The organism is Cereibacter sp. Soil_C_27 (assembly GCF_057657095.1).
This window is the reverse complement of the sequence record NZ_JBDGJD010000004.1, coordinates 87,482-109,876: the sequence shown is the minus strand read 5'-3', so window position 1 is coordinate 109,876 and position 22,395 is coordinate 87,482. Positions and strand designations below refer to the sequence as shown.

The following is a 22,395-nucleotide window of genomic DNA, read 5'->3' as shown; positions in this document are numbered from 1 at the left end:
CATGCTGCGCGGCAGGCAGGGAGGCCCGCATGACCGACTATCCGCATCTTCTGGCACCGCTGGATCTGGGCTTTGCCGTGCTGCCCAACCGGGTGCTGATGGGCTCGATGCACACCGGGCTGGAGGAGACCGGCGACTGGGAGCGGGTGGCCGAGTTCTATGCCGCGCGGGCGCGGGGCGGGGTCGGGCTGATGGTGACGGGGGGCATGGCGCCCAACCTCGAAGGCGGGGTGTTTCCCGGCGCGGCGGGGCTCTTCACCCCCGAGGACATCGCCAACCACCGCCGCGTGACCGACAGGGTGCATGCGGCGGGCGGCCGCATCGCGATGCAGATCCTGCATGCCGGGCGCTATGCCTATGGCAAGGACTGCGTGTCGGCGAGCGCGGTGAAATCGCCGATCTCGCCCTTTGCACCCAAGGCGCTGGACGAGGCGGGGATCGAAAAGCAGATCGCCGATATCGTCACCGCGGCGGAGCGGGCGCTGGAGGCGGGCTATGACGGCGTGGAGATCATGGGGAGCGAGGGGTATTTCCTCAACCAGTTCCTCGTGACCCATGTGAACCGGCGCGAGGATCGCTGGGGCGGTGCCTACGAGAACCGGATGCGGTTGCCGGTCGAGGTGGTGCGGCGGGTTCGGGCGGCGGTGGGGCCGGCCTTCATCCTGATCTACCGCATCTCGCTGATCGATCTGGTGCCGGAGGGGTCGTCCTGGGAGGAGGTCGTGCTTCTGGCCCGCGCGGTGGAGGCGGCCGGGGCGACGCTGCTGAACACCGGGATCGGCTGGCATGAGGCGCGGGTGCCGACCATCGCCACCTCGGTGCCGCGGGCGGGCTTTGCCTGGTTGACGGCGCGGCTGCGGGCGGAGGTGGGGATTCCGGTGATCGTGTCGAACCGGATCAACACGCCGGAGGTGGCCGAAGGGCTGCTGGCCGGGGGCGTGGCCGACATGGTGTCGATGGCGCGGCCGTTTCTGGCGGATGCCGATTTCGTGCGGAAAGCGGCGGAGGGCCGGGCGGCGGAGATCGCGCCCTGCATCGCCTGCAATCAGGCCTGTCTCGACCATACCTTCAGCGGCAAGCTGACCAGCTGCCTCGTGAACCCGCGCGCCTGTCACGAGACGGTGCTGCGCTATGAGGCAGCGTCGGTGCGCAAGCGGGTCGCGGTGGTGGGAGCAGGGCCTGCCGGGCTGATGACGGCGCTGGTGGCGGCGGGGCGGGGGCATGAGGTGGTGCTGTTCGAGGCCTCGGAGCGCTTGGGCGGGCAGCTGAACCTCGCGCGCGAGGTGCCGGGCAAGGAGGAGTTCCACGGGCTGGTGCGCTGGTTCGAGGCCGAGGTGGCCCGGCTGGGCATCGGGGTGCGGCTCGGGCAGGCGGCCACGGTCGAGGCGCTGGGCGGCTTCGACGAGGTGGTGGTGGCGACCGGGGTCCTGCCGCGCGATCCGGGCATCCCGGGGCAGGAGGGGCCGCAGGTGCTGAGCTATATAGAGGTGCTGCAGGGCGCGCCGGTCGGGCCGCGGGTGGCGGTGATCGGCGCGGGCGGCATCGGCTTTGACGTGGCGGAGTTTCTCGTGCAGGGCGGCGAGAGCCCTACGCTCGATCCGGCGCTGTGGCGGCGGGAATGGGGCGTCGGCGATCCGGCGGAGGTGCGCGGCGGCGTGGTCGCGCCGCAGCCGGAGGCCCCGGCGCGCGAGGTGCTGCTGCTGCAGCGCCGGGCCGAGAAGCCGGGGCGGCGGCTGGGGCGTACGACCGGATGGATCCACCGCGCGGCGCTGCAGATGAAGCGGGTGAAGATGCAGGGCGGGGTGCAGTATCGGCGAATCCTGCCGGAGGGGCTGGAGATTCTCGACGCCTCGGGCGAGCGGGTGCTGCTGGCGGTCGATACGGTGGTGCTCTGTGCCGGGCAGGAGCCGCAGCGGGCGCTGGCCGAGGCGCTGACTGTGGCGGGAATCAGGCACCACCTGATCGGCGGCGCCGATGTGGCCGCCGAACTCGACGCCAAACGCGCGATCGAGCAGGGCGCGCGGCTGGCGGCGGCGCTGTGAGCGGGCGGCGCGGGGAAAGCTAAACTTCTCAGTAAGATAACTAACGCCTGCCACGCCCTCGCCACGCGAGCGCCGCAACCTGGGCGTGTGTGCGCAACCTATCCGGATAAGCTGCTGTTTCTAAATGGTTAACTGAACAGGAGAAAATCGTCTACTTGCCCGCCCGCCACCGCAATCTCGCCCGAATTCAGCGTCAATAAGAAAGGGACGCGAGCACTATCCGCATGGGATCGACAATGGACCGATTGACCGAAATGGAAGCCTTTGCCACGGTTGTGGATCAGGGCGGCTTCACCGATGCGGCCAAGAAGATGGGTATTTCCAAATCGGCGGTCTCGAAGCATGTCTCGGCCTTGGAGGCCCGGCTTGGGGCGCGATTGCTGAACCGGACCACGCGGCGGGTCAGCCCGACCGAGATCGGCCTTGCCTATTATGACCGGGCGCGGCGGGTGCTGAATGACGCGGGCGAGGCGGATGCGCTGGTGACATCGATGCAATCGGCACCTTCGGGGCTGTTGCGCATTTCGGTGGCGACCGATTTCGGGGTCAATCTGCTGTCGCCCATTCTGGGCGATTTCCTTTTGGAATATCCCGACATCACCGTGAACATGGTGCTGAACAACCGCTATGTGGAATTGATTTCCGAAGGCTTCGACATGGCAATCCGGATCGGCGATCTGGAGGATTCGAGCCTCAGGGCCCGCAAGCTGACCGAGACCACAAAGCGGATGATCGCGGCGCCGGGGTATTTCCAGAAATTCGGGCGGCCGATCAAGATCGACGATCTGAACGACCACAAGCTTTTGCATTATTCCAATCAGGCCAATGGCAATGTCTGGAAGGTCATCGCCCCCTCGGGCGAGCGGCGGCAGGTGCGGACGGCGGGCTGGCTGACGGTGAACGATGGCCAGTCCTTGCTGAACGCCGCGATCTCGGGGCTGGGCATCGCCTATCTGCCGTCCTTCCTGTTTGCCGAGGCGATGCGGGCGGGGCAGGTGGAAGAGGCGATTCCGGGGCTGCCGGTGGAGACGCTGGGGATCTATGCGGTTTACCCGCCGGGGCGCTTCACCCAGCCCAAGGTGCGGGCCTTCATCGATTTTCTGGCCCGCCGCTACATGGACAAGGGCCCCGACAACTGGTGAGGACGAGCCGAAGGTGCGACGCTACTGGGTCGAGGTCAGCATGACCTCGACCCGTCTGTTTCTGGTGCGCCCTTCTTCGGTCAGGTTGCTGTCGCGCGGCACCAGATAGCCGACGCCATCGGCGCTGACCTGCGTGGCGGGCACGCCGAGCCCGACGAGACGGTTGCGCACCGATTGCGCCCGCTGTTTCGACAGCACCAGATTGCCCGCCAGCGCGCCGGAGGCATCGGTGTGGCCGACCACGGTCACGTTGCGGGCGGGATTGGCGGTGAGATAGGCCGCGAGCTCGACCAGCGAAGGATAGTCGCCCTCGACCAGCTCGGCGGAGCTGCTGGCGAAGACCAGATCCTCCAGCGCCTGCGCGCCGCCGGTCTCCAGCCGCGCGCCGAGGCCCGAGGTCGCAAGCGGCGCTTCGGGCTCGGGCGACTTGGTGGAGGCGGTGACGAGCGGCACTTCGGGCGGCGCGCCGATCCGGGTCAGTTGCACGAAACCGGCGGTGGCGGAGCGGCTGACCAGCAGGCTCAGCGCCTCGGTGCCATTGGGGGTGGGGCGCTCGGCCGCTAGGTAGCGGAAATCGCCCAGATCGACGTGCATATCGGGCTCGGGCAGGATGTCGGTGCCATAGCGGAAATCGAAGCCGCCGCAGACATCGGTCTCGCATTCGAAGATCACCCGGTAGCCTGCCTGCGTCAGCTGCTCGCGCAGCGGTCGCAGCAGCTGCAGCGTGGTAAGCCCCGGCCCGTCGATGCGCCAGGCGCCCTGCTCCAGCGGGCCTTCGGTGAGCTTGGTGGTGATGCCTGCGGGGGTCCAGGGCCCGACCGGCAGACGGTAGGAGGTCAGCGCCTCGGCGCGCGAGGCGGTGACGGTGTCGGGCGCGGGAAAGCTGAGGGTGAGGGCTGCGGCGGGCTGGGCGAAGGCGGACTGGGCGAGGCAGAACGCCGCCAGACCGGCGAACAGGGGCAGAAGGCGGCGCGGGGCCGCGGGTCGCTTCCGGTCGATGGGCAACTGCTCTGGCCTCTTCGGGCTCACTTCATTCTATAGTGGTACTGTCCCACAGATTGCATGCCAAAGGAAGCATAGAGGCGGCGCGCCGGATCGTTGGCGGTGGTGACGACCAGAGAAAAGCGTTTTGCAGCATGATCTTGCGCCCATGCTGCGGCGCAACGCAGCATGTTGTTGGCGGAACCCTGCCGACGCTGGCTCGGCGTCACCTCCAGCCCGTGCAGCATGGCGGTTTCGCCGTGGATCGCGACGAAAGCGACGCCCGAGGCACGGTCGTTGTGCCGCCCGAGGATCGCGGCTTTGGCGCCTTGGACGCGCTGCATCACCGCCAGACGCGTCGGGCCGATGCCGCCCTCGGCCCAGAGATCCTCGGCGATGCCGAGGGGCGGCCAGTGAGCGAAGGCGCTCATCGGCGGGGCGGGCTCCACCCTGCCCAGATCCATCGCATAGCCGATGACAGGATCGACGATGGCATAACCGCGACGCTCCAGTTCCGCGTCGAGCGCCGCGTCGCCGTCGCGCAGCATGAAGAGCGCGGGCTGGCCGAGGGCCGCCTGCGCGGCTTCGGCGAGCGGGATGTCTTCGGCGGCCCAGGGGGCGGCGACGGTCACCGCCGAGACGCGCTTGCCGCCGCCCTGGCCGTCGCGGATGAGCCAGGGCCCCGCGCGATGGGTGCCTGCGGCGGGCCATGTCGCGTCGAGCGTGGCGTAGAGCTCGGCGGGGGTCATCTCGCTTGTGGGAAGAGTGCCGCGAGCCGGGTCATCGCCTCGGAGATGCGGCCCGCGTCGGTGCCGCGGATCACGAGGTTGGAGCCGAAGGCGCCGTCCTGCACGAAGGGATAGCTGCCCATCGAAAGGTCGGGAAACGCGGCAGCGAGTTCGCCGAAGGGGCCGGCGATCTCGCCCTCGCCGCGATCCACCCGGAGCGACTGGCTGAGCAGCGGTGCGCCGCCGGTGAGGGTCGGGATCACCGAGGCGACCATGGCCTGAAAGATGTTGGGCACCCCGGCCATGACATGCACGTTGCCCAGGGTGAAGCCGGGGGCGATGGAGACCGGGTTGTCGATCAGCGTGGCGCCGTCGGGGATGCGGGCCATGCGCTGCCGGGCCTCGTTGAACTCCATCTCGCGGCGCTTGTAATGCGCGTCGAGCAGGGCGAAGGCATCGGCGCGGATCGAGATCGGCACGCCGAAGGCGGCGGCGATGGCCTCGGCGGTGATGTCGTCATGCGTTGGGCCGATGCCGCCGGAGGTGAAGACGGTGTCGTGCCGGGCGCGCAGCGCGTTCACCGCCTCGATGATCGCCTCGCGGTCGTCCGAGACGACGCGGGCCTCGCGCAGGGTGATGCCGTGCCGGGTAAGCTCGCCCGCGAGGTAATGGGTGTTGCCGTCGCGGGTGCGCCCCGAGAGGATCTCGTCTCCGATGACCAGCATGGCGGCGGTGGGATTGGCGGGCATGACGGCTCCTTGGCTGCGGCTGATCCAAGCTATAGGGCGCGGCGGGCGGCGTTTCAAACCCTCTCCCGGGGGGCAGGTCTGGCAAAGCCGGGGAAGACTGATTATCTTGGCTCAAACTTGCACCGGAAGGACTGGCGCTTTGGACGAGTCGCGCGGACGTATCACGAAGAACGGCATCAGATTGTATGAGCCGGCGGATTTCGCCGGAATGCATGCCGCGGGCCGCGTCGCGGCGGAGATCCTCGATGCCGTGGCGCCGCTGGTGCAGCCGGGTGTCACCACCGCGGCGCTGGACGATTTCATCACCGCCGAGGTGGAGCGCCACGGCGCGACCTCGGCCACCATCGGCTACAAGGGCTATCAGCACGGCTCCTGCATCTCGGTCAACCATGTGGTCTGCCACGGGATTCCGGGCGCCAAGGTCCTGAAGGACGGCGATATCCTGAACATCGACGTGACGGTGATCGTGGATGGCTGGTTCGGCGACACCAGCCGGATGTATGTGGCCGGCGCGCTGGGCCGCAAGCCCGAGCGGCTGATCGAGGTCACGCATGATGCGCTGATGAAGGGGATCGAGGCGGTGAAGCCCGGCAATACCTTCGGCGACATCGGCGCGGCGATCCAAGCTTACGTCGAGGGCAGCCGCATGTCGGTGGTGCGCGATTTCTGCGGTCACGGGCTGGGCCGGGTGTTCCACGCCCCGCCGAACGTGCTGCACTACGGTCGTGCGGGGACCGGGCCGGTGCTGGAGGAAGGCATGTTCTTCACCATCGAGCCGATGGTGAACCTCGGGCGGCCCGAGACCAAGGTGCTGGCCGACGACTGGACGGCGGTGACGCGGGACAAGTCGCTCTCGGCGCAGTTCGAGCATTCGGTGGGGGTGACGGCCACGGGCTGCGAGATCTTCACCCTGTCGCCGGCGGGGAAATTCCACCCGACCTATGGCTAGGGGCCGAGCGCCGGGGAGGGGGCTGTCTGCCCCCTCCCCGGACCCCACCCCCGAGGATATTTAGAGACAGAAAATGATCAGAGGCCGAGCAGGGTGGGAAGCTCCGCCATGTCGGTGAAGATCGTGGCGCCTTCGGCCGCCAGCGCCTCGGCATGGCCGGCGGCGGCATAGCCGAAGCAGGGGATGCCGGCGGCTTTCGCCGCGCGGGCGCCGGTCGGGCTGTCCTCGATCACCGCGCAATCGGCTGGAAGGGTGTTCAGCGCGGCGGCGGCGTGCAGGTAGAGGTCGGGCGCCGGTTTCGGCGCGCCGAGCGCCTGACCGGAGAAGAGCCGACCGTGGAAGCGCTGGTGCAGGCCGGGGAACTGGCCCAGCGTCACCTGCATCTTGCGGAGCGTGCCGTTGGAACCCACCGCATAGGGGATGCGCGTCGCGTCGAGATGGTCGAGCAGGTCGGTAACGCCGGGGATCAGCGGGATGCCTTCGGCCAGCCGGGCGTAGAGCCTTTCGTAGAAATCCGCGACCCAGTTGCGCGGCAGGGCGGCGCCCAGGGCGCGGGCCTTGTCGGCGGCGCCGCTGATGGTGCCGCCGAGGAAATGCAGCTCCATCTCGGCGGGGGTCAGCGGCAGGCCGTGGCGGGCGAGGTCTTCGGCGAGCAGCGCGAAGGCGGGCGGCTCGCTGTCGACCAGCACGCCGTCGCAATCGAAGATGACGGCTTTGGTCATGGGGCTCTCAGGATGGTGACCAGCGTGTCGCCGTAGCGGCGCTGGTCCTGTTGCGTGAAGCCCGGGGGCGGGGCGGGGGGCGTGCTTTCCTCCCAGACCACCAGCGCCTCGGGGGCGAGCCAGCCGGTCTGGCCGGCGGCGGCGAGCGCGGCCTCGCCCAAGCCCTTGCCGTAGGGCGGGTCGAGGAAGACCACGTCGAAGGGCGCGCCGGGGTTGGCGCCGGGGGCGGTGGCGTCGCGGCGCAGGATCGCGGTGGCGGGGCCCATGCGCAGGATGTCGATGTTGCGGCGCAGGAGGGCCAGGGCAGGGGCGCCGGTCTCGACGAAGCTGGCGTGGGCGGCGCCGCGCGACAGGGCCTCGAGCCCCAGTGCGCCGGTGCCGGCGAAGAGGTCGAGCACGCGGGCCTCCTGCAGCGGCGCGCCGTAGCCGCCGTTGATCAGCAGGTTGAAGATCGCCTCGCGCACCCGGTCGGAGGTGGGGCGCAGATGCGCCTTGGCATCGCCCTCGCCCACCGGCGCGAGATGGGTGCCGCGCCGCGCGCCGCCGATGATCCTCATGTCAGCAGGGTCTTCAACGGCGTCGCGGGATCGGCGACCCGGGCCGGATCGGGGCTGCGGCCGCTCTCCAAGAGGCGCTTGCCGACCATGTAGGCGCGGGGGTCGTTCATCGCATCGACCGCCAGCAGCGTCTCGCCGTGGTAATACCAGAAGGAGACCGTCTCGCCCTCCGGCCCACGGGTGACGATGCGGTCGTAGCCGGTGCTGAGCCCGGCGATCTGCAGCTTGGTGTCATATTGGTCGGACCAGAACCACGGCATCGGGTGATAGTCGCGGGCGGCTCCCAGCATGTTCACGGCCACCAGTTCGGCCTGATCGATGGCGTTCTGCACCGATTCCAGCCGCAGCCGCCCACCCTGCCACGGAAAGGAGGCGCAATCGCCCGCCGCCCAGATCGCGGGGTCGGAGGTGCGGCCATGGGCATCGGTGGCGATGCCGTTGTCGAGCGTCAGGCCCGCCAGTTCGGCCAGCGCGGTGGCGGGGGCGACGCCGACGCCGGCGATGACGAAATCGGCGGGAAGTTCGCTGCCATCGGTCAGCCGCGCGCCGGTGACGCGGGTCTCGCCCAGCAGCCGGTCGAGGCCGGTGCCTTCGAGGATCTTCACCCCGTGGCGGGCATGCAGGGCGCGGATGTGATCCGAGGTCTCGGGGGCGGCGACGCGCTGCAGGATGCGTGGAGCCAGTTCGACGAGAGTGACGTCGAGCCCGAGCTTCGAGGCCACCGCCGCCGCCTCCAGTCCGATATAGCCGCCGCCGATGATGACGAGGCGGCGCCCGGCCACGAATTCGGGGCGCATCGCGTCGACATCGGCGAGGCTGCGCACGGTGAAGACGCCCGCCAGCGTGCCACCGAGGGCCGCGGGCAGGTGGCGCGGGATCGAGCCGGTGGTCAGCGCGAGCTGGTCATAGGTGAGGGTCTCGGGGCCCAGCGTCACCGTCCTCGCTGCGGCGTCGATACCGGTGACGGGGGTGCCGAGGCGCAGGGCGATGCCGGAGTCGGCGTAGAACGCGGCATTGCGCAGGTAGAGCCGGTCTTCCTCCATCTCGCCCAAGAGATAGGCCTTGGAGAGCGGCGGGCGCTGGTAGGGCAGCGCGGGTTCGGCGCCGATCAGGGTGATCTCGCCCGCATGGCCGGCGCTGCGCAGCTTCGAGACCAGGGCGGCCCCGGCCTGCCCGGCTCCGATCACCACGATATGTGTCATGCGCATTCTCCGTTCGCGGCCCGTCTGCGGCAAAATCGCTGGCCGGGCGTCGGGGCGGAGCCTATATCTCGGCCCATTGGAAACGCAACGCACGAGGGACGAACTGATGCGGATTTCTGTAGGCGACCGCCTGCCGGCGGCGACACTGGTGAAACTGGGCGAGAACGGGCCGGAACAGGTCGATCTCGGGGCGCTGACCAAGGGGCGCACCGTGGTGATCTTCGGGGTGCCCGGCGCCTTCACCACGACCTGCTCGATCTCGCATCTGCCGAGCTTCATCCGCACCAAGGCCGGTTTCGATGCCAAGGGCGTCGACGAGATCGTCTGCGTCTCGGTCAACGATCCCTTCGTGCTGAAGGCCTGGAGCGAGGTGACCGGCGCCGGGACGGCGGGGATCACGCTGCTGGGCGATGCCGAGGGCACGCTGACCAAGGCGATGGGCCTGTCCTTCGACGCGCCGGCCGCCGGGCTGATCGGTCGCTCGCACCGCTATGCGATGCAGGTGGTGGATGGCGAGGTGCGGGTGCTGCAGATCGAGGACAACCCCGGCGCCTGCACCGTGTCGGGCGGCGAGGCGATGCTCGAGGCGATCTGAGGGCGCGGCGGCCGGGCCGGGGCCAAGAGTTTTGAGAAAAACTCTTGGCAAAATCCTTTCTCAAGGATTTTGCGCCCCCGGTCAGGCTGTCAGGCTGTCCATCTTGCGGGCGAGCCTGAGGTCGCGCTCGGTCAGCCCGCCCGCGTCATGGGTGGTGAGCGTGACTTCCACCGTCTTGTAGACGTTGCGCCATTCGGGATGGTGATCCCATTTCTCGGCCCAGAGCGCCGCGCGGGTCATGAAGCCGAAGGCTTCGATGAAGTTGCGGAAGGTGAAGGTCTTGCGGAGCGCGCCGCGCGTCGCGTCATGGCTCCAGCCGGCCTCGATCAGGGCGGCGAGCGCTTCGGGATCGACGGGGCCGCTCATGCCCTTGCCATCAGCGCGTCGTCGGCGGCATTGGCGCGGGCAAGGGCGGGGCGGTCCTTCAGCCGGTCCCAATAGGCGGTGAGCGCGGGGGTGGCGGGCAGGGTGCCGAAGGCGAGGCCCCAGCCGATCTGGCTGCCGACATAGACATCGGCGGCCGAGAACCTGTGGCCCGCGATGTAGTCCCGCCCCGAGACAGCGCTTTCCAGCGCGGCCAGCATCCGGTCGAAATCGCCGTAGCCGACCATGACGCCGCGCTCCGCCGGGATCGTCAGGCCGAGTGCCTTGTTGGTCACCGCCGCCTCGAGCGGGCCGGCGGCGAAGAACATCCAGCGGTAGTAGGCCGAGGTCTCCTCGGGCAGGAGCCCCGCCTCGGGGAAGGTGTCGGCCAGATAGGCGCAGATCGCGGCGCATTCGCTGACGATCCGCTCGCCATGCTGCAGCACCGGCACCTTGCCCATCGGGTTCAGCGCGAGAAACTCCGGCGTCTTGGCGCCGCCGGCGAAATCGAGCACCACGGCCTCATAGGGCTGGCCGATCTCCTCCAGCATCCAGCGGGCGATGCGGCCCCGCGACTGCGGATGGGTGTAGAGCGTGAGTGCCTGCATGGCGGTCTCCTTCAGCTATGCGCGGACGAGGATGCCATGGCCGGGCGCCCCCGTCACTCCTCGGCGCCGCTGCGGCGGAAGGGGCCGTAGGCGGTCAGAACCTCGATCTCCTCGTCGATCGCCTCGCGTTCGGCCACAAGATACCGCTCCACCGCGTCGGACAGGCCCGGATCGGCCAGCCAGTGCAGCGAATGCACCGGGCTCGGCAGATAGCCGCGGGCCAGCTTGTGCTCGCCCTGCGCCCCGGCCTCGACCCGGGAGAGGCCGTTGGCGATGGCCCAGTCGATCGCCTGATAGTAGCAGAGCTCGAAATGCAGGCAGGGGTGCTCCTCGGTGCAGCCCCAGTAGCGGCCGAAGAGCGTGTCGCGGCCGATGAAGTTCAGCGCCCCGGCCACCGGCTGGCCGTCGCGTTCGGCCAGCACCAGCAGGATGTCGTCGCGCATCGTGGCGTGGAACTCCGAGAAGGCGCGGCGGGTGAGATAGGGGGTGCCCCATTTGCGCGCCCCGGTGTCCTGATAGAAGGTCCAGAAGGCATCCCAGTGCTGCGGCTCGATCTGGTCGCCGGTCAGGCAGCGGATCTCGCCGCCGAAACCCGCGGCCGTCTCGCGCTCCTTGCGGATCGTCTTTCGCTTGCGCGAGGAGAGATCGGCGAGGAAATCGGCAAAGTCGCCGTAGCCGCGGTTCTCCCAGTGGAATTGCTGGGTGACGCGGTGCAGGAGACCCATCTCGGCGCCGGCCTCGGCCTCCTCCTCGGTGCAGAAGGTGATGTGCAGCGAGGAGAGGTGGTTCTGCTGGGCGATGGACAGCGCGCCTTGCAGCAGCGCGGACCGGCCCGTCGCCTCCAGCCCCGGCAGGGTCAGCAGGCGGCGGCCGGTGGCGGGGGTGAAGGGCACGGCGAGCTGCAGCTTGGGGTAGTAGCGCCCGCCCGCCTGTTCATAGGCGCGGGCCCAGTTGTGGTCGAAGATGTACTCGCCCTGGCTGTGGCCCTTGGCGTAGAGCGGGGCGGCGGCGATGACCCGGCCCGCGGCCCGGGCGATCAGCGGGCGCGGGTGCCAGCCGGTGCCGGTGCCGGTGGAGTGCGAGCGGTCGAGTGCCGCGAGGAAGCGGTGGGTGGTGAAGGGATCGACAGGCCGACCGGTCGCCGCCTCGGGGCAGGCGACGGCATCCCAGTCGGCGGCGTCGATCTCTGTCAGGGAGCTCAGCGCGGTGAGCTCGATCTCGGTTGTCATGCGGCGCGCCTCTTGCACGGGCTAGGCCGGGGGGCTGTCTGCCCCCCGGACCCCCCGAGGATATTTGAGCGAAGATGAAAGCCCGGGTCCGGCGGGGATGGTGGCGCGGCGCGCGCCGGGGTCAAGCCGGGAACGGGGCGAGGTAGCCTTCGAAGGTGATGTTTTCCGCGATGCGCCGCGCCTCGGCCTCGGCCTCGGGCGAGCGGACCGTCCAGCAGAGGATCGCCGCACCGGCATCGCGCAGCGCGCCGACGCGCGGGCGGGCCAGATCCTGCCATTGATGCGACAGGAAGCTGGCGTTCACCCGGTCGTAATCCGGGATGTCCCGCAGCCGGGCGCAGGTTTCGGCTGGCAGCGGGGCCCAGTCGGCGGGGTCGTAATCGCAGGTGACGAGGCCGCGCGGCAGGTTCGGGGCGAGGCGGGCCATCTCGGCGATGCTGTGCGGGTTGAAGGACATCAGCGCCACCGGGCCGTCATAGCCGACGAGGGCCGCGGCGGTCGCGGCCTCCAGCGGGCCCACGGCCTTGCCCATGTCGCCGGTCTGGTCCTTCAGCTCGATCAGCAGCGGAACGCGGCCCGCGACGATCGCCAGCACCTCGGGGAGGGTCGGGATGCCGTCTTCGGCGTCGCGCAGCCGGGTCGCGCCGAGTTCCGCCGCCATTAGAGCGGCGACCGGACCCTTGGCCCCGGTCAGCCGGTCGAGATCGTCGTCGTGGAACACCATCGCCTGCCCGTCTGCCGACCGCTGCAGGTCGATCTCGATGCCGTAGCCGGCGGCGATCGCCGCGCGGATCGCGGCGCGCGAGTTTTCCGGCCGTCCCGCCGCGCGGTCGTGCAGCGCGCGGTGGGCAATGGGCGTGGTGCGGAAAGCCGCGGGCAGGGGGATGCGCATCAGCGGATCTCGAAGATGCCTTCGATCTCGACCGCGACGCCGAAGGGCAGGCTCGCGGCGGAGACGGCGGAGCGCGAGTGGCGGCCGGCGTCGCCCAGCACCTCGACGAGGAAATCGGAGGCGCCGTTGATCACCTTGGGCTGGTCGCCGAAGTCGGGGGTGGAGTTGACGAAGCCGGTCAGCTTGACCACGCGGACGAGGCGCGAGAGGTCGCCGTCGCAGGCCTTGCGCACCTGGGCGAGCAGGCTGATGGCGCAGGCCTTGGCGGCCTCGGCCCCGGCGGGGATCTCCATGTCGGCGCCGAGCTTGCCCTTGATCTGGCCGTCGGGGCCCTGGCTGATCTGGCCGGAGACGAAGACGAGATCGCCGCTGATCACGTAAGGAACGTAATTCGCCGCCGGGGCGGGGGCGTCGGGCAGGGTGACGCCGAGTTCGGCAAGGCGGGTTTCGATCGACATGGGGGGCCTCCTTCAGTTGGGGCGGAGGCTAGCCCCCTCCGCCGGGGGCGGCAAGGGGGCTCAGGTTTCGCGGAAGGCGCGGGTGAAGTAGTCGGTGAACGGCTTCAAGAGATAGGCCAGCGGCGAGCGGTCGGCGGTCTTGATGAAGGCCTCCACCGGCATGCCGGGGACCAGCGCCTTGTCGGCAAGCTTGCCGATCTCGCCCTCGTCCAGCACGATCTCGGCCCGGTAGTAGGAGGCCTGGGTGCGCGGGTCGGAGAGCGCGTCGGCGGAAATCACCGTGACATGGCCGGCGAGTTCGGGCGTGGTGCGGCTGGAGAAGGCCGAGAAGACCAGACGCACCGGCTGGCCGGTATGCAGCTGGTCGATGTGGATCGGCGGCACCTGCGCCGCGATCACCAGGGGGCGGTCCTGCGGGATCAGGTAGAGCACCGGATCGGCGGGCTTGAGCACGGCGCGGGGGGTGGTGACCTGCAGTCCCAGCACGATGCCCGAGACCGGGGCGCGGATATCGAGCCGGGCGATCTGTTCGCCGAGGGCCGAGCGGCGCTCGACCAGCTCCAGCTCGCGATAGCCGAAGTCGCGCAATTCGGTGATCGCCTCTTCGCGGCGGCGCGAGCCGAGGCTGAGGATCTCGATGTCGATCTCGGTGATGCGGCCCTCGGCCTCGGCCTTGCTGGCGGTCAGCTCTCCGACCTGACCGCGCAGGCTGGCCTCCTCGCGCTGCAGGGCGAGGACGCGGCTGGATTGCGCGAGGCCGCGGTCGAGCAGGCTCTGCTGGTCGGTCAGCTCGCGCTGGATCAGCGAGAGCTGGGTGGTGAGCGCGTCGCTCTGCGCGGCGATGCCCTCGATCTGGTTGGCGATCTGGCCGCGGCGCTTGGCCAGCTGATCGACCTGCTGGGCAAGGGTGGCGCGGCGGGCGTCGAACAGCCGGGCCTGACCGCGCACCAGCTCGTCGACATCGGCGCGGCGTTCGGCGGCGGCTTCCAGTTCTTCGGGGAAGACCACGGCCTCGGCATCGTCCTGCTCGGCCTCGAGCCGGGCGCGGCGGGCGGAGATCTCGAAGAGCTGGCCCTCGACGATGGCGAGCTCGGAGCGCAGGGTGGAGCCGTCCAGCGTCAGCAGGATGTCGCCCGCCGCCACGGTGTCGCCGTCGGAGACGTTGATCGCCTCGACCACGCCGCCATCTGGATGCTGGACGATCTGGCGGTTCTGCTCCACCTCGATCTGGCCGTGGGCGATGATGGCGCCGGAGATCGAGGAGGCGACGCTCCAGGTGCCGAAGCCGCCGACCAGCATCAGGAGGGTGGCGAGGCCGATGGCGGCGGGTTTGCGGGTGGACCAGACGGGTCTCTCGGTCATGTCACGCCTCCGGGGCCTGCACTTTTCACGATTTCGGTGTGGTTCTTCACCATCTCGCGCAGCACCTGATCGCGCGGACCGAAGGCGCGGCGCATGCCGTTTTCCACCACCATAAGCAACTCGCATTCCTGGATCGCGGCGGGGCGGTGGGCCATGATGAAGATCGACCCTCCCGCCTCCTTCATGGCGCGGATCGCGAGGTTCAGCGCCATCGAGCCCTCGTTGTCGAGGTTGGAGTTCGGCTCGTCCAGAACGAGGAAGACCGGGTTGCCATACATGGCGCGGGCGAGGCCGATGCGCTGGATCTGCCCGCCCGAGAGCCGGCCGCCCAGCGAGGAGACGCGGGTGTTATAGCCGTCGGGCAGCGAGAGGATCATGTCATGCGCGGCGGCTTTCTTCGCCGCCTCGACCACGGCGCCGCCGTCGGGGCTGCCCTTCAGCCGGGCGATGTTCTCGGCGATGGTGCCCTCGAATAGCATGACCCGCTGCGGCAGGTAGCCGATGTAGCCGCCGAGCACGTCGGGGTCGTATTGGTCGAGCGTGGCGCCATCGAGCCGCATCTGCCCGCCCATCGGCCGCCAGACGCCGATCAGCGCCCGCGCCAGCGTGGATTTGCCCGAGCCGGAGGGGCCGATGACCCCCAGCGCCTGACCGGGTTCCAGCCGGAAGCTGATGCCGCGCAGCACCGCCGTCGACTCGCCCGGGGGCACTACGGAGAGGTTCTGCGCCTCGATATGCGCCTTGGGGCGGGGCAGGGCGGTGCGCTTCTGCTCCGGCGGCTGCGAGGTGAAGAGCTCGGCCAGACGGCCCCAGCCCTCGCGGGCGCGCTGGACCACGGCCCATTGGCCGATGGCGACCTCGATCGGGGCGAGGGCGCGGCCCATCAGGATGGAGCCGGCGATCATGGCGCCGGCGCTCAGCTCCTGCCGCAGCACCAGCCAGGCGCCGAGGCCGAGCATGGCCGATTGCAGGAAGAGCCGAAGCGTCTTCGAGAGGACGCCGAAGACGCCGGTGAGGTCGGAGGCCTTGATGTTCTGTCCCAGAGCCTCGGAGCGGGCGCGCTGCCAGCGGTCGAAGCCGTTGCCCGACATGCCGAGCGCGCGCACCACCTCGGCCTCGGCCTTGATGTTGTCGGCGAAGCGTTCGGCTTGCAGGCTGAGCTGAGTCGCGCTCTGCATCGGGACTTCGGTGAAGCGCTGGTTCAGCAGGGTCACGCAGATCAGGATCACGCCGCCGCCGATGGCGAGCCAGCCCATCCAGGAGTGGAAGACGAAGATCGCGGCGAAGAACAGCGGCGTCCAGGGCAGGTCGAAGAGCGCGGTCAGCACCGGCGAGGCCCAGAGCCGCTGGATCGACTCGAGATCGCGCTGGGCCGAGATCGCGGCGGGATCGCCCGGGGCGACGGAAAGCCGGCGCACCGAGGCCTCGAACACGCGGCGGTCGAGCTGATCCTGGAACTTGGCGCCGATCCGCGCCATGATCCGGCTGCGCGCATGGTCGAGCAGGCCCATGGCGATGAAGAGGAAGGTGACGAGCACCGAGAGCGCCAGCAGCGTCTCTTCGGAGCGGCTGCCCAGCACCCGGTCGTAGACCTGCAGCATGTAGAGCGGGCCTGTCAGCATCAGCAGGTTGACGAAGATGCTGAACACGAAGACCGTCAGCATCAGCCCCAGCGAGAGCCGCCGTGCCGCACGCAGCTCCTGCATGCCGCGCCTTGTGTCCCTGCCTCTCATGATCCGTTCGTCCCGCTTGTCATTCGACCTCTTGTATCCCCCCGGCGCTTCCGTATCGTTACCGCGATGTCTTGAGCTTCGGCAGGAATCTTCCTGCGTATCCCTGCGGTCACGGTCTCCGGTTGCTTCGCCGTGAGAGGCTGCTTATCGCTTGTCAATTATCGTAAAAGTCGGTGGTTAGCGACTTGCTAGGGCGGACAATAGAAAGATGACCTTGAAAACACCATTGCTTTCCTCGCCGAAGACCGCCGTCTCGCTGATCTTTCTCGCGGCGCTGACCGCCTGTGGACCCGCGCCGGCGCCGGTCGGGATCAACGATCCGGCCGAGGCGTCCAACCGCCGGGTCCATGCCTTCAACCGCGGGATCGACCGGGCGCTGATCCGTCCGGCGGCGAACGGCTATGGCAGCGTCATCCCCGAGCCGGTGCAGCGCGGCGTCAACAACCTCGCCTCCAATCTCGACCTCCCGGGCGATGTCGTCAACAACGTGCTGCAGGCCCGGCTGGGTTTTGCGGCGCAGAACACGGCGCGTTTCGCGGTCAACACGGTGTTCGGCATCGGCGGTCTGTTCGATGTGGCCTCTTCCATGGGGCTGCAGGGCAAGAAGACCGATTTCGGCGAGACGATGCATGTCTGGGGCGCGCCGGAAGGCGTTTATGGCGAGTTTCCGGGGATCGGGCCGACGACCGAGCGCGATCTGGTCGGCACCGCCGTCGACATTGCGCTGAACCCGCTGCGTCTGGTGATCCCGAATCCTGAGGGCTATTACGTGACCGCCGCCCAGCTCGGATCAAAGCTTGGTGATCGCCACCGTTATGCCGACACTTTGGATTCCGTTCTCTACGGAAGCGCGGATAGTTACGCGCAGGCCCGGCTGCTCTACCTGCAGAATCGCCGGTTCGAGCTTGGCCAGACCGGCGGTGCCGATGACGAGTTCATCGACCCCTATGCGACGGATGCCGATGCGGGGTTCGTTGATCCCTATGCGACCGATACCATCGAGGACCCCAATGTCGAATGATCAGTTTTCCCCGCTCTTGCTGACCCGCCGCGCCGTGACGCTGGGTCTGCTCGCCGGTGTCGCCGTCGCGGCGCTGCCGTGGCAGCCCGCTCAGGCGCTCGATGTGGGCGTGGCCCGCGACCTCGTGGTGCGGGCGATCGCCGAGGTCAACCGGACGATCAACTCGGGCAAGTCCGAGCAGCAGATGTATGGCGATTTCGAGCGGATGTTCGTGCAATACGCCGACGTTCCGGCCATCGCCCGCACCGCGCTGGGCGTGGCGGGCCGCAGCGCCAGCCGCGCCGAGATGGCGGCCTTCACCCAAGCCTATCAGGGCTACATCAGCCGCAAGTACGGCAGCCGCTTCCGCGAGTTCATCGGCGGCGAGATCAAGGTGAACGACGCGCGCCCGCTCAAGAGCAGCGTCGAGGTGATCTCCACCGCCTATCTGCGCGGCGAGGCCCCGTTCGAGCTGCGCTGGCATGTGTCGGACAAGGCCGGACGGCCGCTGTTCTTCAACATCATCATCGAGGGCGTGAACATGCTCGCCTCCGAGCGGACCGAGATCGGTGCCATGCTGGACCGCCAGCGCGGCAGCATCGCGGGCCTGACCGAAGAGCTGAAGACCGCAAGCTGACCGCCGCCCAAGGCGCGAAACGAAAAACGCCGCCCCTCGGGGCGGCGTTTTGCTGTCTCAGTTCCCGGCGCCGAACACGCCGAGCACGTCGTTCAGGATGCGCTCGCCAATGTCCTGCTGCGGCTCGGGCCGGGGCTGGACCCGCGCCTGCGGCACGGGGGCCGCCATCCAGTCCTGCGAGCCCTGCGGCACTGGCTGGGTGTTCACATCGGCCGAGGTGGCGGGCGGTACGCGCGGCTCGGGGATGATCTTGGGCAGCGGGCGCGGCGGCAGGTCGGCGTTGACCCGGATCATCACCTCGCGCCAGATCTCGGCGGGCAGCCCGCCGCCGGTGACGCCGGTCAGCGGCTTGTTGTCGTCGTAGCCCATCCAGACCCCGGCGACGTAATCGGCGGTGAAGCCCACGAACCACGCATCGCGCGCCGCCTGCGTGGTGCCGGTCTTGCCTGCCGCTTCGCGGTCGAGCAGCTTTGCCCGGGTGCCGGTGCCGGAGTTGATCACCTCGGTCATCATGTAGGTCAGCAGCTTTGCCGCTTCTTCCGAGATCACCCGCTCGCCGATGCCGCCCTCCTGACCGATCAGCGGCGCGTCATCGCCCTGCAGGCGCAACTCCACCAGACCGTAGGGCTTCACCGCCGAGCCGCCGTTGAGGATGCCGGCATAAGCCCCCGTCGTCTCCAGCAGCGTCGATTCCGAGGCCCCCAGCGCCAGCGCCGGACCGGCGGCCAGATCGCTCTGGATGCCGAAGTTGGCTGCCACCTGCCGCACCAGATCGCTGCCCACCGCCTCGGAGATCCGCACGGCGGGGATGTTCAGCGACTGCTTCAGCGCGTCGGTCAGCGTCACCAGCCCGCGGAACTTGCGGTCGTAGTTCGAGGGTGACCACGGGCCGGAGCCGCGGATGTTGATGGTCAGCGGGCTGTCGTCGACGAAATCGGCCGGGCTGTAGCCCAGATCCATCGCGGCGGCATAGACGAAGGGCTTGAAGGCCGAGCCGGTCTGGCGCAGCGCCTGCGTCGCGCGGTTGAACGAGCCCGCCGCCTCGATGTTGCGGCCGCCGACCATCGCGCGCACCGCGCCATCCGCCGACATCACCACCACCGCCGCTTGGGCCTTGGAGCCTTCCTTGACCTTGGTCGCGAAGACATCGGCCAGCGCGGTCTCGGCGGCCTTCTGCAGCTTCTGGTCCAGCGTGGTGCGGATGATGACGTCTTCGGTCGTGTCACGCGTCAGGAACGAAGGCCCCGATTCCATCACCCAGTCGGCGAAGAACCCGCCCGACCGGCTCTGCGCCGCCTCCGAAAGCTTGGCCGGGTTGCGCCGAGCCTCCTCGGCCTCGGCCATGGTCAGATAGCCCTGCTCCTGCATCAGCCCGACGATCACGTTCGCCCGGTCGCGCGCGCGCTGCATATTGCCGGTCGGCGCGTAATAGGACGGCGCCTTCAGCAGGCCCGCCAGCATCGCGGCCTCGGCTGGCGTCACCGCATTGGCCGATTTGCCGAAATAGCGCTGCGCCGCCGCCTCGAAGCCGCGCGCCCCCGCGCCGAGATAGGCGCGGTTGAAGTAGATCGTCAGGATCTCGGCCTTGGAATATTTGGCCTCCATCGCCATGGCGAAGGGCACTTCCTTGATCTTGCGCCAGATCCCGCCCTTGCGGCAGTCGGCCTCGTACTCCGCCTCGGACTTCCACTCCGCCGGATCGTATTCGGTACCGAGGCAGAGGAGCTTGGCCACCTGCTGCGTGATGGTCGAGCCGCCGTTGCCGTCGAGCGGGCCGCGGCCCTCGGAGAGGTTGATCTTGATCGCCGAGGCGACGCCGCGCGGGCTGACGCCGAAATGCCGGTAGAAGCGGCGGTCTTCGGTCGCCACCACCGCGTCGCGCAGGTAGGGCGATACCGAATCCGAGGTGATCTGCCCGCCGAAGGTCTCGCCGCGCCAGGCGAAGACCTTGCCGTCGCGGTCGAGCAGCGTGACAGAGCCCTTGGCGCGGGCGTCGAGCAGCGCCGTCACCTCGGGCAGCTTTGCGGAGAAGTAGTAGGTCGTGGCGCCGAGCCCCAGCGCCACCAGAAAGGCGATGCGCCAGCCGACACCCCAGACGATGCGCCAGATCAGCCCGAAGAAGCCGAGCACAAGCGCCACCAAGGGGTTGCGCCGCTTGGCGGGCCTGCGCGGCGCAGGCTTGCGCGGCGGCTTCGAGCCGCCGCCCGAACCGCCCCGCCCACTGCCCGAGCCGCCGCCCGAGTTCCCACCCGTGCCGCGCCCGCCGCCCGAAGGCGCATATCGCTTGTCCGCCACCAGCGGCGCGCGCCGCTTGCCTGTGCCGCTCATGCCCGATCTGCCCGCCTGTTTCGCGATGTCGTTTCGCGCGACTCTATCTGCCGCGGTCGGGAATGTGGAGTGGGCGCGGCTTTAAAGCCACTCATCATGTTGCTTTTAATTTAAGCAATCCCTCAAATGAGTGCAAAAAATGTGCAACAACTGAAGGGTCCGCCCGCTTTTCTCCTGCCCGATTGTTGTGCGTCGGGGTCGAACCTTGCCTTGTGATGACGTGGGGTCCGGCGAGGGCCGAGTAAGACAGGGGAACGATGTGAAACTCATCATTGCAGCAATCAAGCCGTTCAAGCTGGAGGAGGTGCGCGAGGCGCTCACCACCATCGGCGTGCGCGGCATGATGGTCACGGAAATCAAGGGGTTCGGCTCGCAATCGGGTCACACCGAGATCTACCGCGGTGCGGAATATGCCGTGAATTTCGTGCCGAAGGTCCGTCTCGAGATCGTGGTGAGCGACAGCCTTGCCGACCCAGTGGTGGAGACGATCCGCGCCACCGCCAAGACCGACAAGATCGGCGACGGCAAGATCTTCGTGCTTGATGTCGAACACGCTGTCCGCGTGCGCACGGGCGAAATCAACGACGACGCGCTCTGACGCGGACGGGAGAGGGATAGAATAAATGAAGACTCTGGCGAAACTTTCGGGACTTTCCGCGCTCGTCGCGGGTTCCGCGCTGCCCCTCTGGGCGCAGGAGGCGACCACCGAGGCCGCCACCGCAGCCGCCGAGGTCGCCGAGGCGGCGGCCCCCGTGATGGACAAGGGTGACGTGGCCTGGATGATGATCTCGACCGTGCTGGTCCTGTTCATGATCCTGCCGGGCCTCGCACTGTTCTACGGCGGGCTCGTGCGCTCGAAGAACATGCTGTCGGTGCTGATGCAGTGCACGCTGGTCGCCTGTCTGGTGATGGTGATCTGGGTGATCTACGGCTATTCCTTCGCCTTCGGCGGCAGCACCAGCGCCTTCTGGGGCGGGTTCGGCAAGATGTTCCTCGCCGGCGTCACCACCGAGTCGATGGCGGCCACCTTCTCGGCCGATTACGTCATCCCGGAATACCTGTTCATCTGCTTCCAGATGACCTTCGCCTGCATCACCCCCGCCCTGGTCGTCGGCGCCTTCGCCGAACGCATCAAGTTCTCGGCGGTGCTGCTGTTCTCGGCCCTCTGGGTGACCTTCGCCTATTTCCCGATCGCCCACATGGTCTGGGACGCCTCGGGCCTGATCTTCAACTGGGGCGCCATCGACTTCGCCGGTGGCACCGTGGTGCATATCAACGCCGGTGTGGCGGCTCTGATCGGCTGCATGGTGATCGGCAAGCGCATCGGGCTCGGCAAGGAGAACATGGCGCCGCATTCGATGGTGATGACCATGATCGGCGCCTCGATGCTCTGGGTCGGCTGGTTCGGCTTCAACGTCGGCTCCAACCTCGAGGCCAACGGCGGCGCGACCCTCGCCATGATCAACACCTTCATCTGCACCGCTGCCGCCACCGTGGCCTGGTGTGTCGTGGAAGGCATGCAGCGCGGCAAGGCCTCGATGCTGGGCGCCGCCTCGGGCATGGTGACCGGCCTCGTCGCCATCACCCCGGCCTGCGGCACCGTCGGCCCGATGGGCGCGATCCTGCTCGGCATCATTGCCGTGCTCTTCGCCTACTTCTTCGTGACCGTGGTGAAGAATGCCATGGGCTATGACGACAGCCTCGACGTCTTCGGCATCCACGGCGTCGCGGGCATCGTCGGCGCGGTCGGCACCGGCATCCTGACCTCCAGCTCGCTCGGCGGTATCGGCTATGCCGACGAGGCCCAGACCATGATCGGCCAGACCATCGTGCAGATCCAGGCGGTCGCGGTGACCGTGGTCTGGACCGGCATCGTCTCCTTCGTGCTGTTCAAGCTGGTGGACATGATCGTCGGCCTGCGCGTCGACACCGAGAGCGAACGCATCGGCCTCGACCAGACCTCGCACGGCGAATCGGCCTATCACGCCTGAGACCACGGGGGCAGGCGGGTCCTCCCCCCGCCGCCCTCCGAAAGGCCCGGACCTCGGTCCGGGCCTTTTGCCGTCCGGGCTTCCTGCCGGCGGGGGGGGGGGAGCCGTCGTCGCGGGCATCGAACCC

General features: G+C 68.7%; 22 protein-coding genes. 8 read left to right on the top strand and 14 right to left on the bottom strand.

Annotated elements, in window-relative coordinates:
* Nucleotides 1-29 precede the first annotated feature (29 nt).
* The gene (locus AC3A5Z_RS15355) at nucleotides 30-2,042 is read left to right on the top strand and encodes an oxidoreductase (protein WP_487520214.1); all 2,013 of its coding nucleotides are present in this window, start codon (nucleotides 30-32) and stop codon (nucleotides 2,040-2,042) included.
* A 236-nt stretch (nucleotides 2,043-2,278) separates the two neighbouring features.
* Nucleotides 2,279-3,184 carry a LysR family transcriptional regulator gene (locus AC3A5Z_RS15350; RefSeq protein WP_487520213.1) on the top strand — a complete coding sequence of 302 codons (906 nt, stop codon included), beginning with the start codon at nucleotides 2,279-2,281 and terminating at the stop codon, nucleotides 3,182-3,184.
* A gap of 21 nt (nucleotides 3,185-3,205) precedes the next feature.
* Here AC3A5Z_RS15350 and AC3A5Z_RS15345 read toward each other — a convergent pair whose 3' ends face one another.
* The 3 genes from AC3A5Z_RS15345 to AC3A5Z_RS15335 are packed head-to-tail and all read right to left on the bottom strand — an operon-like array spanning nucleotide 3,206 to nucleotide 5,642.
* Complete coding sequence (locus tag AC3A5Z_RS15345; protein ID WP_487520212.1) at nucleotides 3,206-4,189, bottom strand: OmpA family protein; 984 nt, start codon at nucleotides 4,187-4,189, stop codon at nucleotides 3,206-3,208.
* A gap of 20 nt (nucleotides 4,190-4,209) precedes the next feature.
* Entirely contained in the window at nucleotides 4,210-4,914 is a 705-nt protein-coding gene (locus tag AC3A5Z_RS15340; protein ID WP_487520211.1) for a GNAT family N-acetyltransferase, read from the bottom strand.
* The gene (locus AC3A5Z_RS15335) at nucleotides 4,911-5,642 is read right to left on the bottom strand and encodes a competence/damage-inducible protein A (protein WP_487520210.1); all 732 of its coding nucleotides are present in this window, start codon (nucleotides 5,640-5,642) and stop codon (nucleotides 4,911-4,913) included. The genes AC3A5Z_RS15340 and AC3A5Z_RS15335 overlap by 4 nt, the downstream gene beginning before the upstream one ends.
* Nucleotides 5,643-5,781: 139 nt before the next feature.
* Here AC3A5Z_RS15335 and map point away from each other — a divergent pair, with 139 nt between their 5' ends.
* Nucleotides 5,782-6,591 carry a type I methionyl aminopeptidase gene (map, locus tag AC3A5Z_RS15330; RefSeq protein ID WP_487520209.1) on the top strand — a complete coding sequence of 270 codons (810 nt, stop codon included), beginning with the start codon at nucleotides 5,782-5,784 and terminating at the stop codon, nucleotides 6,589-6,591.
* Between the two features lie 77 nt (nucleotides 6,592-6,668).
* Here map and AC3A5Z_RS15325 read toward each other — a convergent pair whose 3' ends face one another.
* From AC3A5Z_RS15325 to AC3A5Z_RS15315, 3 genes are read right to left on the bottom strand one after another with little or no spacing between them, the layout of a single operon-like run.
* Nucleotides 6,669-7,313 carry an HAD family hydrolase gene (locus tag AC3A5Z_RS15325; protein ID WP_487520208.1) on the bottom strand — a complete coding sequence of 215 codons (645 nt, stop codon included), beginning with the start codon at nucleotides 7,311-7,313 and terminating at the stop codon, nucleotides 6,669-6,671.
* Nucleotides 7,310-7,870, bottom strand: coding sequence for a 16S rRNA (guanine(966)-N(2))-methyltransferase RsmD (gene rsmD / locus AC3A5Z_RS15320; protein ID WP_487520207.1), 561 nt, complete (start codon nucleotides 7,868-7,870; stop codon nucleotides 7,310-7,312). Before rsmD ends, AC3A5Z_RS15325 begins: the two co-directional genes overlap by 4 nt.
* On the bottom strand, nucleotides 7,867-9,072 hold the full coding sequence (locus tag AC3A5Z_RS15315) for an NAD(P)/FAD-dependent oxidoreductase (protein ID WP_487520206.1): 1,206 nt from the start codon (nucleotides 9,070-9,072) through the stop codon (nucleotides 7,867-7,869). Before AC3A5Z_RS15315 ends, rsmD begins: the two co-directional genes overlap by 4 nt.
* Before the next feature lie 106 nt (nucleotides 9,073-9,178).
* Here AC3A5Z_RS15315 and AC3A5Z_RS15310 point away from each other — a divergent pair, with 106 nt between their 5' ends.
* Nucleotides 9,179-9,667, top strand: a complete 489-nt coding sequence (locus tag AC3A5Z_RS15310; protein WP_487520205.1) for a redoxin family protein — start codon at nucleotides 9,179-9,181, stop codon at nucleotides 9,665-9,667.
* Between the two features lie 81 nt (nucleotides 9,668-9,748).
* Here AC3A5Z_RS15310 and AC3A5Z_RS15305 read toward each other — a convergent pair whose 3' ends face one another.
* The 7 genes from AC3A5Z_RS15305 to AC3A5Z_RS15275 form a co-directional block, all read right to left on the bottom strand.
* Nucleotides 9,749-10,033 carry a 4a-hydroxytetrahydrobiopterin dehydratase gene (locus AC3A5Z_RS15305; RefSeq protein WP_487520204.1) on the bottom strand — a complete coding sequence of 95 codons (285 nt, stop codon included), beginning with the start codon at nucleotides 10,031-10,033 and terminating at the stop codon, nucleotides 9,749-9,751.
* The gene (locus AC3A5Z_RS15300; protein WP_487520203.1) at nucleotides 10,030-10,638 is read right to left on the bottom strand and encodes a glutathione S-transferase family protein; all 609 of its coding nucleotides are present in this window, start codon (nucleotides 10,636-10,638) and stop codon (nucleotides 10,030-10,032) included. The genes AC3A5Z_RS15305 and AC3A5Z_RS15300 overlap by 4 nt, the downstream gene beginning before the upstream one ends.
* Before the next feature lie 53 nt (nucleotides 10,639-10,691).
* Complete coding sequence (locus AC3A5Z_RS15295; RefSeq protein ID WP_487520202.1) at nucleotides 10,692-11,867, bottom strand: GNAT family N-acetyltransferase; 1,176 nt, start codon at nucleotides 11,865-11,867, stop codon at nucleotides 10,692-10,694.
* A 121-nt stretch (nucleotides 11,868-11,988) separates the two neighbouring features.
* Nucleotides 11,989-12,759: a glycerophosphodiester phosphodiesterase family protein gene (locus AC3A5Z_RS15290; protein WP_487520201.1), complete on the bottom strand. Its 771-nt coding sequence runs from the start codon at nucleotides 12,757-12,759 to the stop codon at nucleotides 11,989-11,991.
* Nucleotides 12,759-13,217, bottom strand: coding sequence for a RidA family protein (locus AC3A5Z_RS15285; RefSeq protein WP_487520200.1), 459 nt, complete (start codon nucleotides 13,215-13,217; stop codon nucleotides 12,759-12,761). The genes AC3A5Z_RS15290 and AC3A5Z_RS15285 overlap by 1 nt, the downstream gene beginning before the upstream one ends.
* A 60-nt stretch (nucleotides 13,218-13,277) precedes the next feature.
* On the bottom strand, nucleotides 13,278-14,579 hold the full coding sequence (locus AC3A5Z_RS15280; protein WP_487520199.1) for an HlyD family type I secretion periplasmic adaptor subunit: 1,302 nt from the start codon (nucleotides 14,577-14,579) through the stop codon (nucleotides 13,278-13,280).
* Nucleotides 14,576-16,312 carry a type I secretion system permease/ATPase gene (locus AC3A5Z_RS15275; protein ID WP_487520198.1) on the bottom strand — a complete coding sequence of 579 codons (1,737 nt, stop codon included), beginning with the start codon at nucleotides 16,310-16,312 and terminating at the stop codon, nucleotides 14,576-14,578. Before AC3A5Z_RS15275 ends, AC3A5Z_RS15280 begins: the two co-directional genes overlap by 4 nt.
* 208 nt (nucleotides 16,313-16,520) lie before the next feature.
* Between AC3A5Z_RS15275 and AC3A5Z_RS15270 the strand changes: the two genes are divergently transcribed.
* A complete protein-coding gene (locus AC3A5Z_RS15270) occupies nucleotides 16,521-17,333 on the top strand; it encodes an MlaA family lipoprotein (protein ID WP_487520197.1) in 813 nt (270 codons plus the stop codon).
* Nucleotides 17,323-17,949, top strand: a complete 627-nt coding sequence (locus AC3A5Z_RS15265) for an MlaC/ttg2D family ABC transporter substrate-binding protein (protein ID WP_487520196.1) — start codon at nucleotides 17,323-17,325, stop codon at nucleotides 17,947-17,949. Before AC3A5Z_RS15270 ends, AC3A5Z_RS15265 begins: the two co-directional genes overlap by 11 nt.
* Nucleotides 17,950-18,006: 57 nt before the next feature.
* Here the strand turns inward: AC3A5Z_RS15265 and AC3A5Z_RS15260 are convergent, their stop codons facing one another.
* Entirely contained in the window at nucleotides 18,007-20,277 is a 2,271-nt protein-coding gene (locus AC3A5Z_RS15260) for a transglycosylase domain-containing protein (protein WP_487520195.1), read from the bottom strand.
* Nucleotides 20,278-20,536: 259 nt separating this feature from the next.
* On the opposite strand from AC3A5Z_RS15260, the gene AC3A5Z_RS15255 reads away from it, so the two are divergent.
* Both AC3A5Z_RS15255 and AC3A5Z_RS15250 read left to right on the top strand, forming a co-directional pair.
* Nucleotides 20,537-20,875, top strand: coding sequence for a P-II family nitrogen regulator (locus tag AC3A5Z_RS15255; RefSeq protein WP_107663586.1), 339 nt, complete (start codon nucleotides 20,537-20,539; stop codon nucleotides 20,873-20,875).
* A gap of 25 nt (nucleotides 20,876-20,900) precedes the next feature.
* Entirely contained in the window at nucleotides 20,901-22,268 is a 1,368-nt protein-coding gene (locus AC3A5Z_RS15250; protein WP_487520194.1) for an ammonium transporter, read from the top strand.
* Nucleotides 22,269-22,395 lie beyond the last annotated feature (127 nt).

Bases quoted from the DNA above. Each gene is read 5' to 3' on its own strand.
- AC3A5Z_RS15270 (WP_487520197.1), top strand. From the start codon at position 16,521: ATGACCTTGAAAACACCATTGCTTTCCTCGCCGAAGACCGCCGTCTCG.
- AC3A5Z_RS15325 (WP_487520208.1), bottom strand. From the start codon at position 7,313: ATGACCAAAGCCGTCATCTTCGATTGCGACGGCGTGCTGGTCGACAGC.
- AC3A5Z_RS15280 (WP_487520199.1), bottom strand. From the start codon at position 14,579: ATGACCGAGAGACCCGTCTGGTCCACCCGCAAACCCGCCGCCATCGGC.
- rsmD (WP_487520207.1), bottom strand. From the start codon at position 7,870: ATGAGGATCATCGGCGGCGCGCGGCGCGGCACCCATCTCGCGCCGGTG.
- AC3A5Z_RS15250 (WP_487520194.1), top strand. From the start codon at position 20,901: ATGAAGACTCTGGCGAAACTTTCGGGACTTTCCGCGCTCGTCGCGGGT.
- AC3A5Z_RS15305 (WP_487520204.1), bottom strand. From the start codon at position 10,033: ATGAGCGGCCCCGTCGATCCCGAAGCGCTCGCCGCCCTGATCGAGGCC.
- AC3A5Z_RS15340 (WP_487520211.1), bottom strand. From the start codon at position 4,914: ATGACCCCCGCCGAGCTCTACGCCACGCTCGACGCGACATGGCCCGCC.
- AC3A5Z_RS15275 (WP_487520198.1), bottom strand. From the start codon at position 16,312: ATGAGAGGCAGGGACACAAGGCGCGGCATGCAGGAGCTGCGTGCGGCA.
- AC3A5Z_RS15300 (WP_487520203.1), bottom strand. From the start codon at position 10,638: ATGCAGGCACTCACGCTCTACACCCATCCGCAGTCGCGGGGCCGCATC.
- AC3A5Z_RS15355 (WP_487520214.1), top strand. From the start codon at position 30: ATGACCGACTATCCGCATCTTCTGGCACCGCTGGATCTGGGCTTTGCC.
- AC3A5Z_RS15295 (WP_487520202.1), bottom strand. From the start codon at position 11,867: ATGACAACCGAGATCGAGCTCACCGCGCTGAGCTCCCTGACAGAGATC.
- AC3A5Z_RS15350 (WP_487520213.1), top strand. From the start codon at position 2,279: ATGGACCGATTGACCGAAATGGAAGCCTTTGCCACGGTTGTGGATCAG.
- AC3A5Z_RS15265 (WP_487520196.1), top strand. From the start codon at position 17,323: ATGTCGAATGATCAGTTTTCCCCGCTCTTGCTGACCCGCCGCGCCGTG.
- AC3A5Z_RS15315 (WP_487520206.1), bottom strand. From the start codon at position 9,072: ATGACACATATCGTGGTGATCGGAGCCGGGCAGGCCGGGGCCGCCCTG.
- AC3A5Z_RS15290 (WP_487520201.1), bottom strand. From the start codon at position 12,759: ATGCGCATCCCCCTGCCCGCGGCTTTCCGCACCACGCCCATTGCCCAC.
- AC3A5Z_RS15260 (WP_487520195.1), bottom strand. From the start codon at position 20,277: ATGAGCGGCACAGGCAAGCGGCGCGCGCCGCTGGTGGCGGACAAGCGA.
- AC3A5Z_RS15285 (WP_487520200.1), bottom strand. From the start codon at position 13,217: ATGTCGATCGAAACCCGCCTTGCCGAACTCGGCGTCACCCTGCCCGAC.
- AC3A5Z_RS15310 (WP_487520205.1), top strand. From the start codon at position 9,179: ATGCGGATTTCTGTAGGCGACCGCCTGCCGGCGGCGACACTGGTGAAA.
- AC3A5Z_RS15335 (WP_487520210.1), bottom strand. From the start codon at position 5,642: ATGCCCGCCAATCCCACCGCCGCCATGCTGGTCATCGGAGACGAGATC.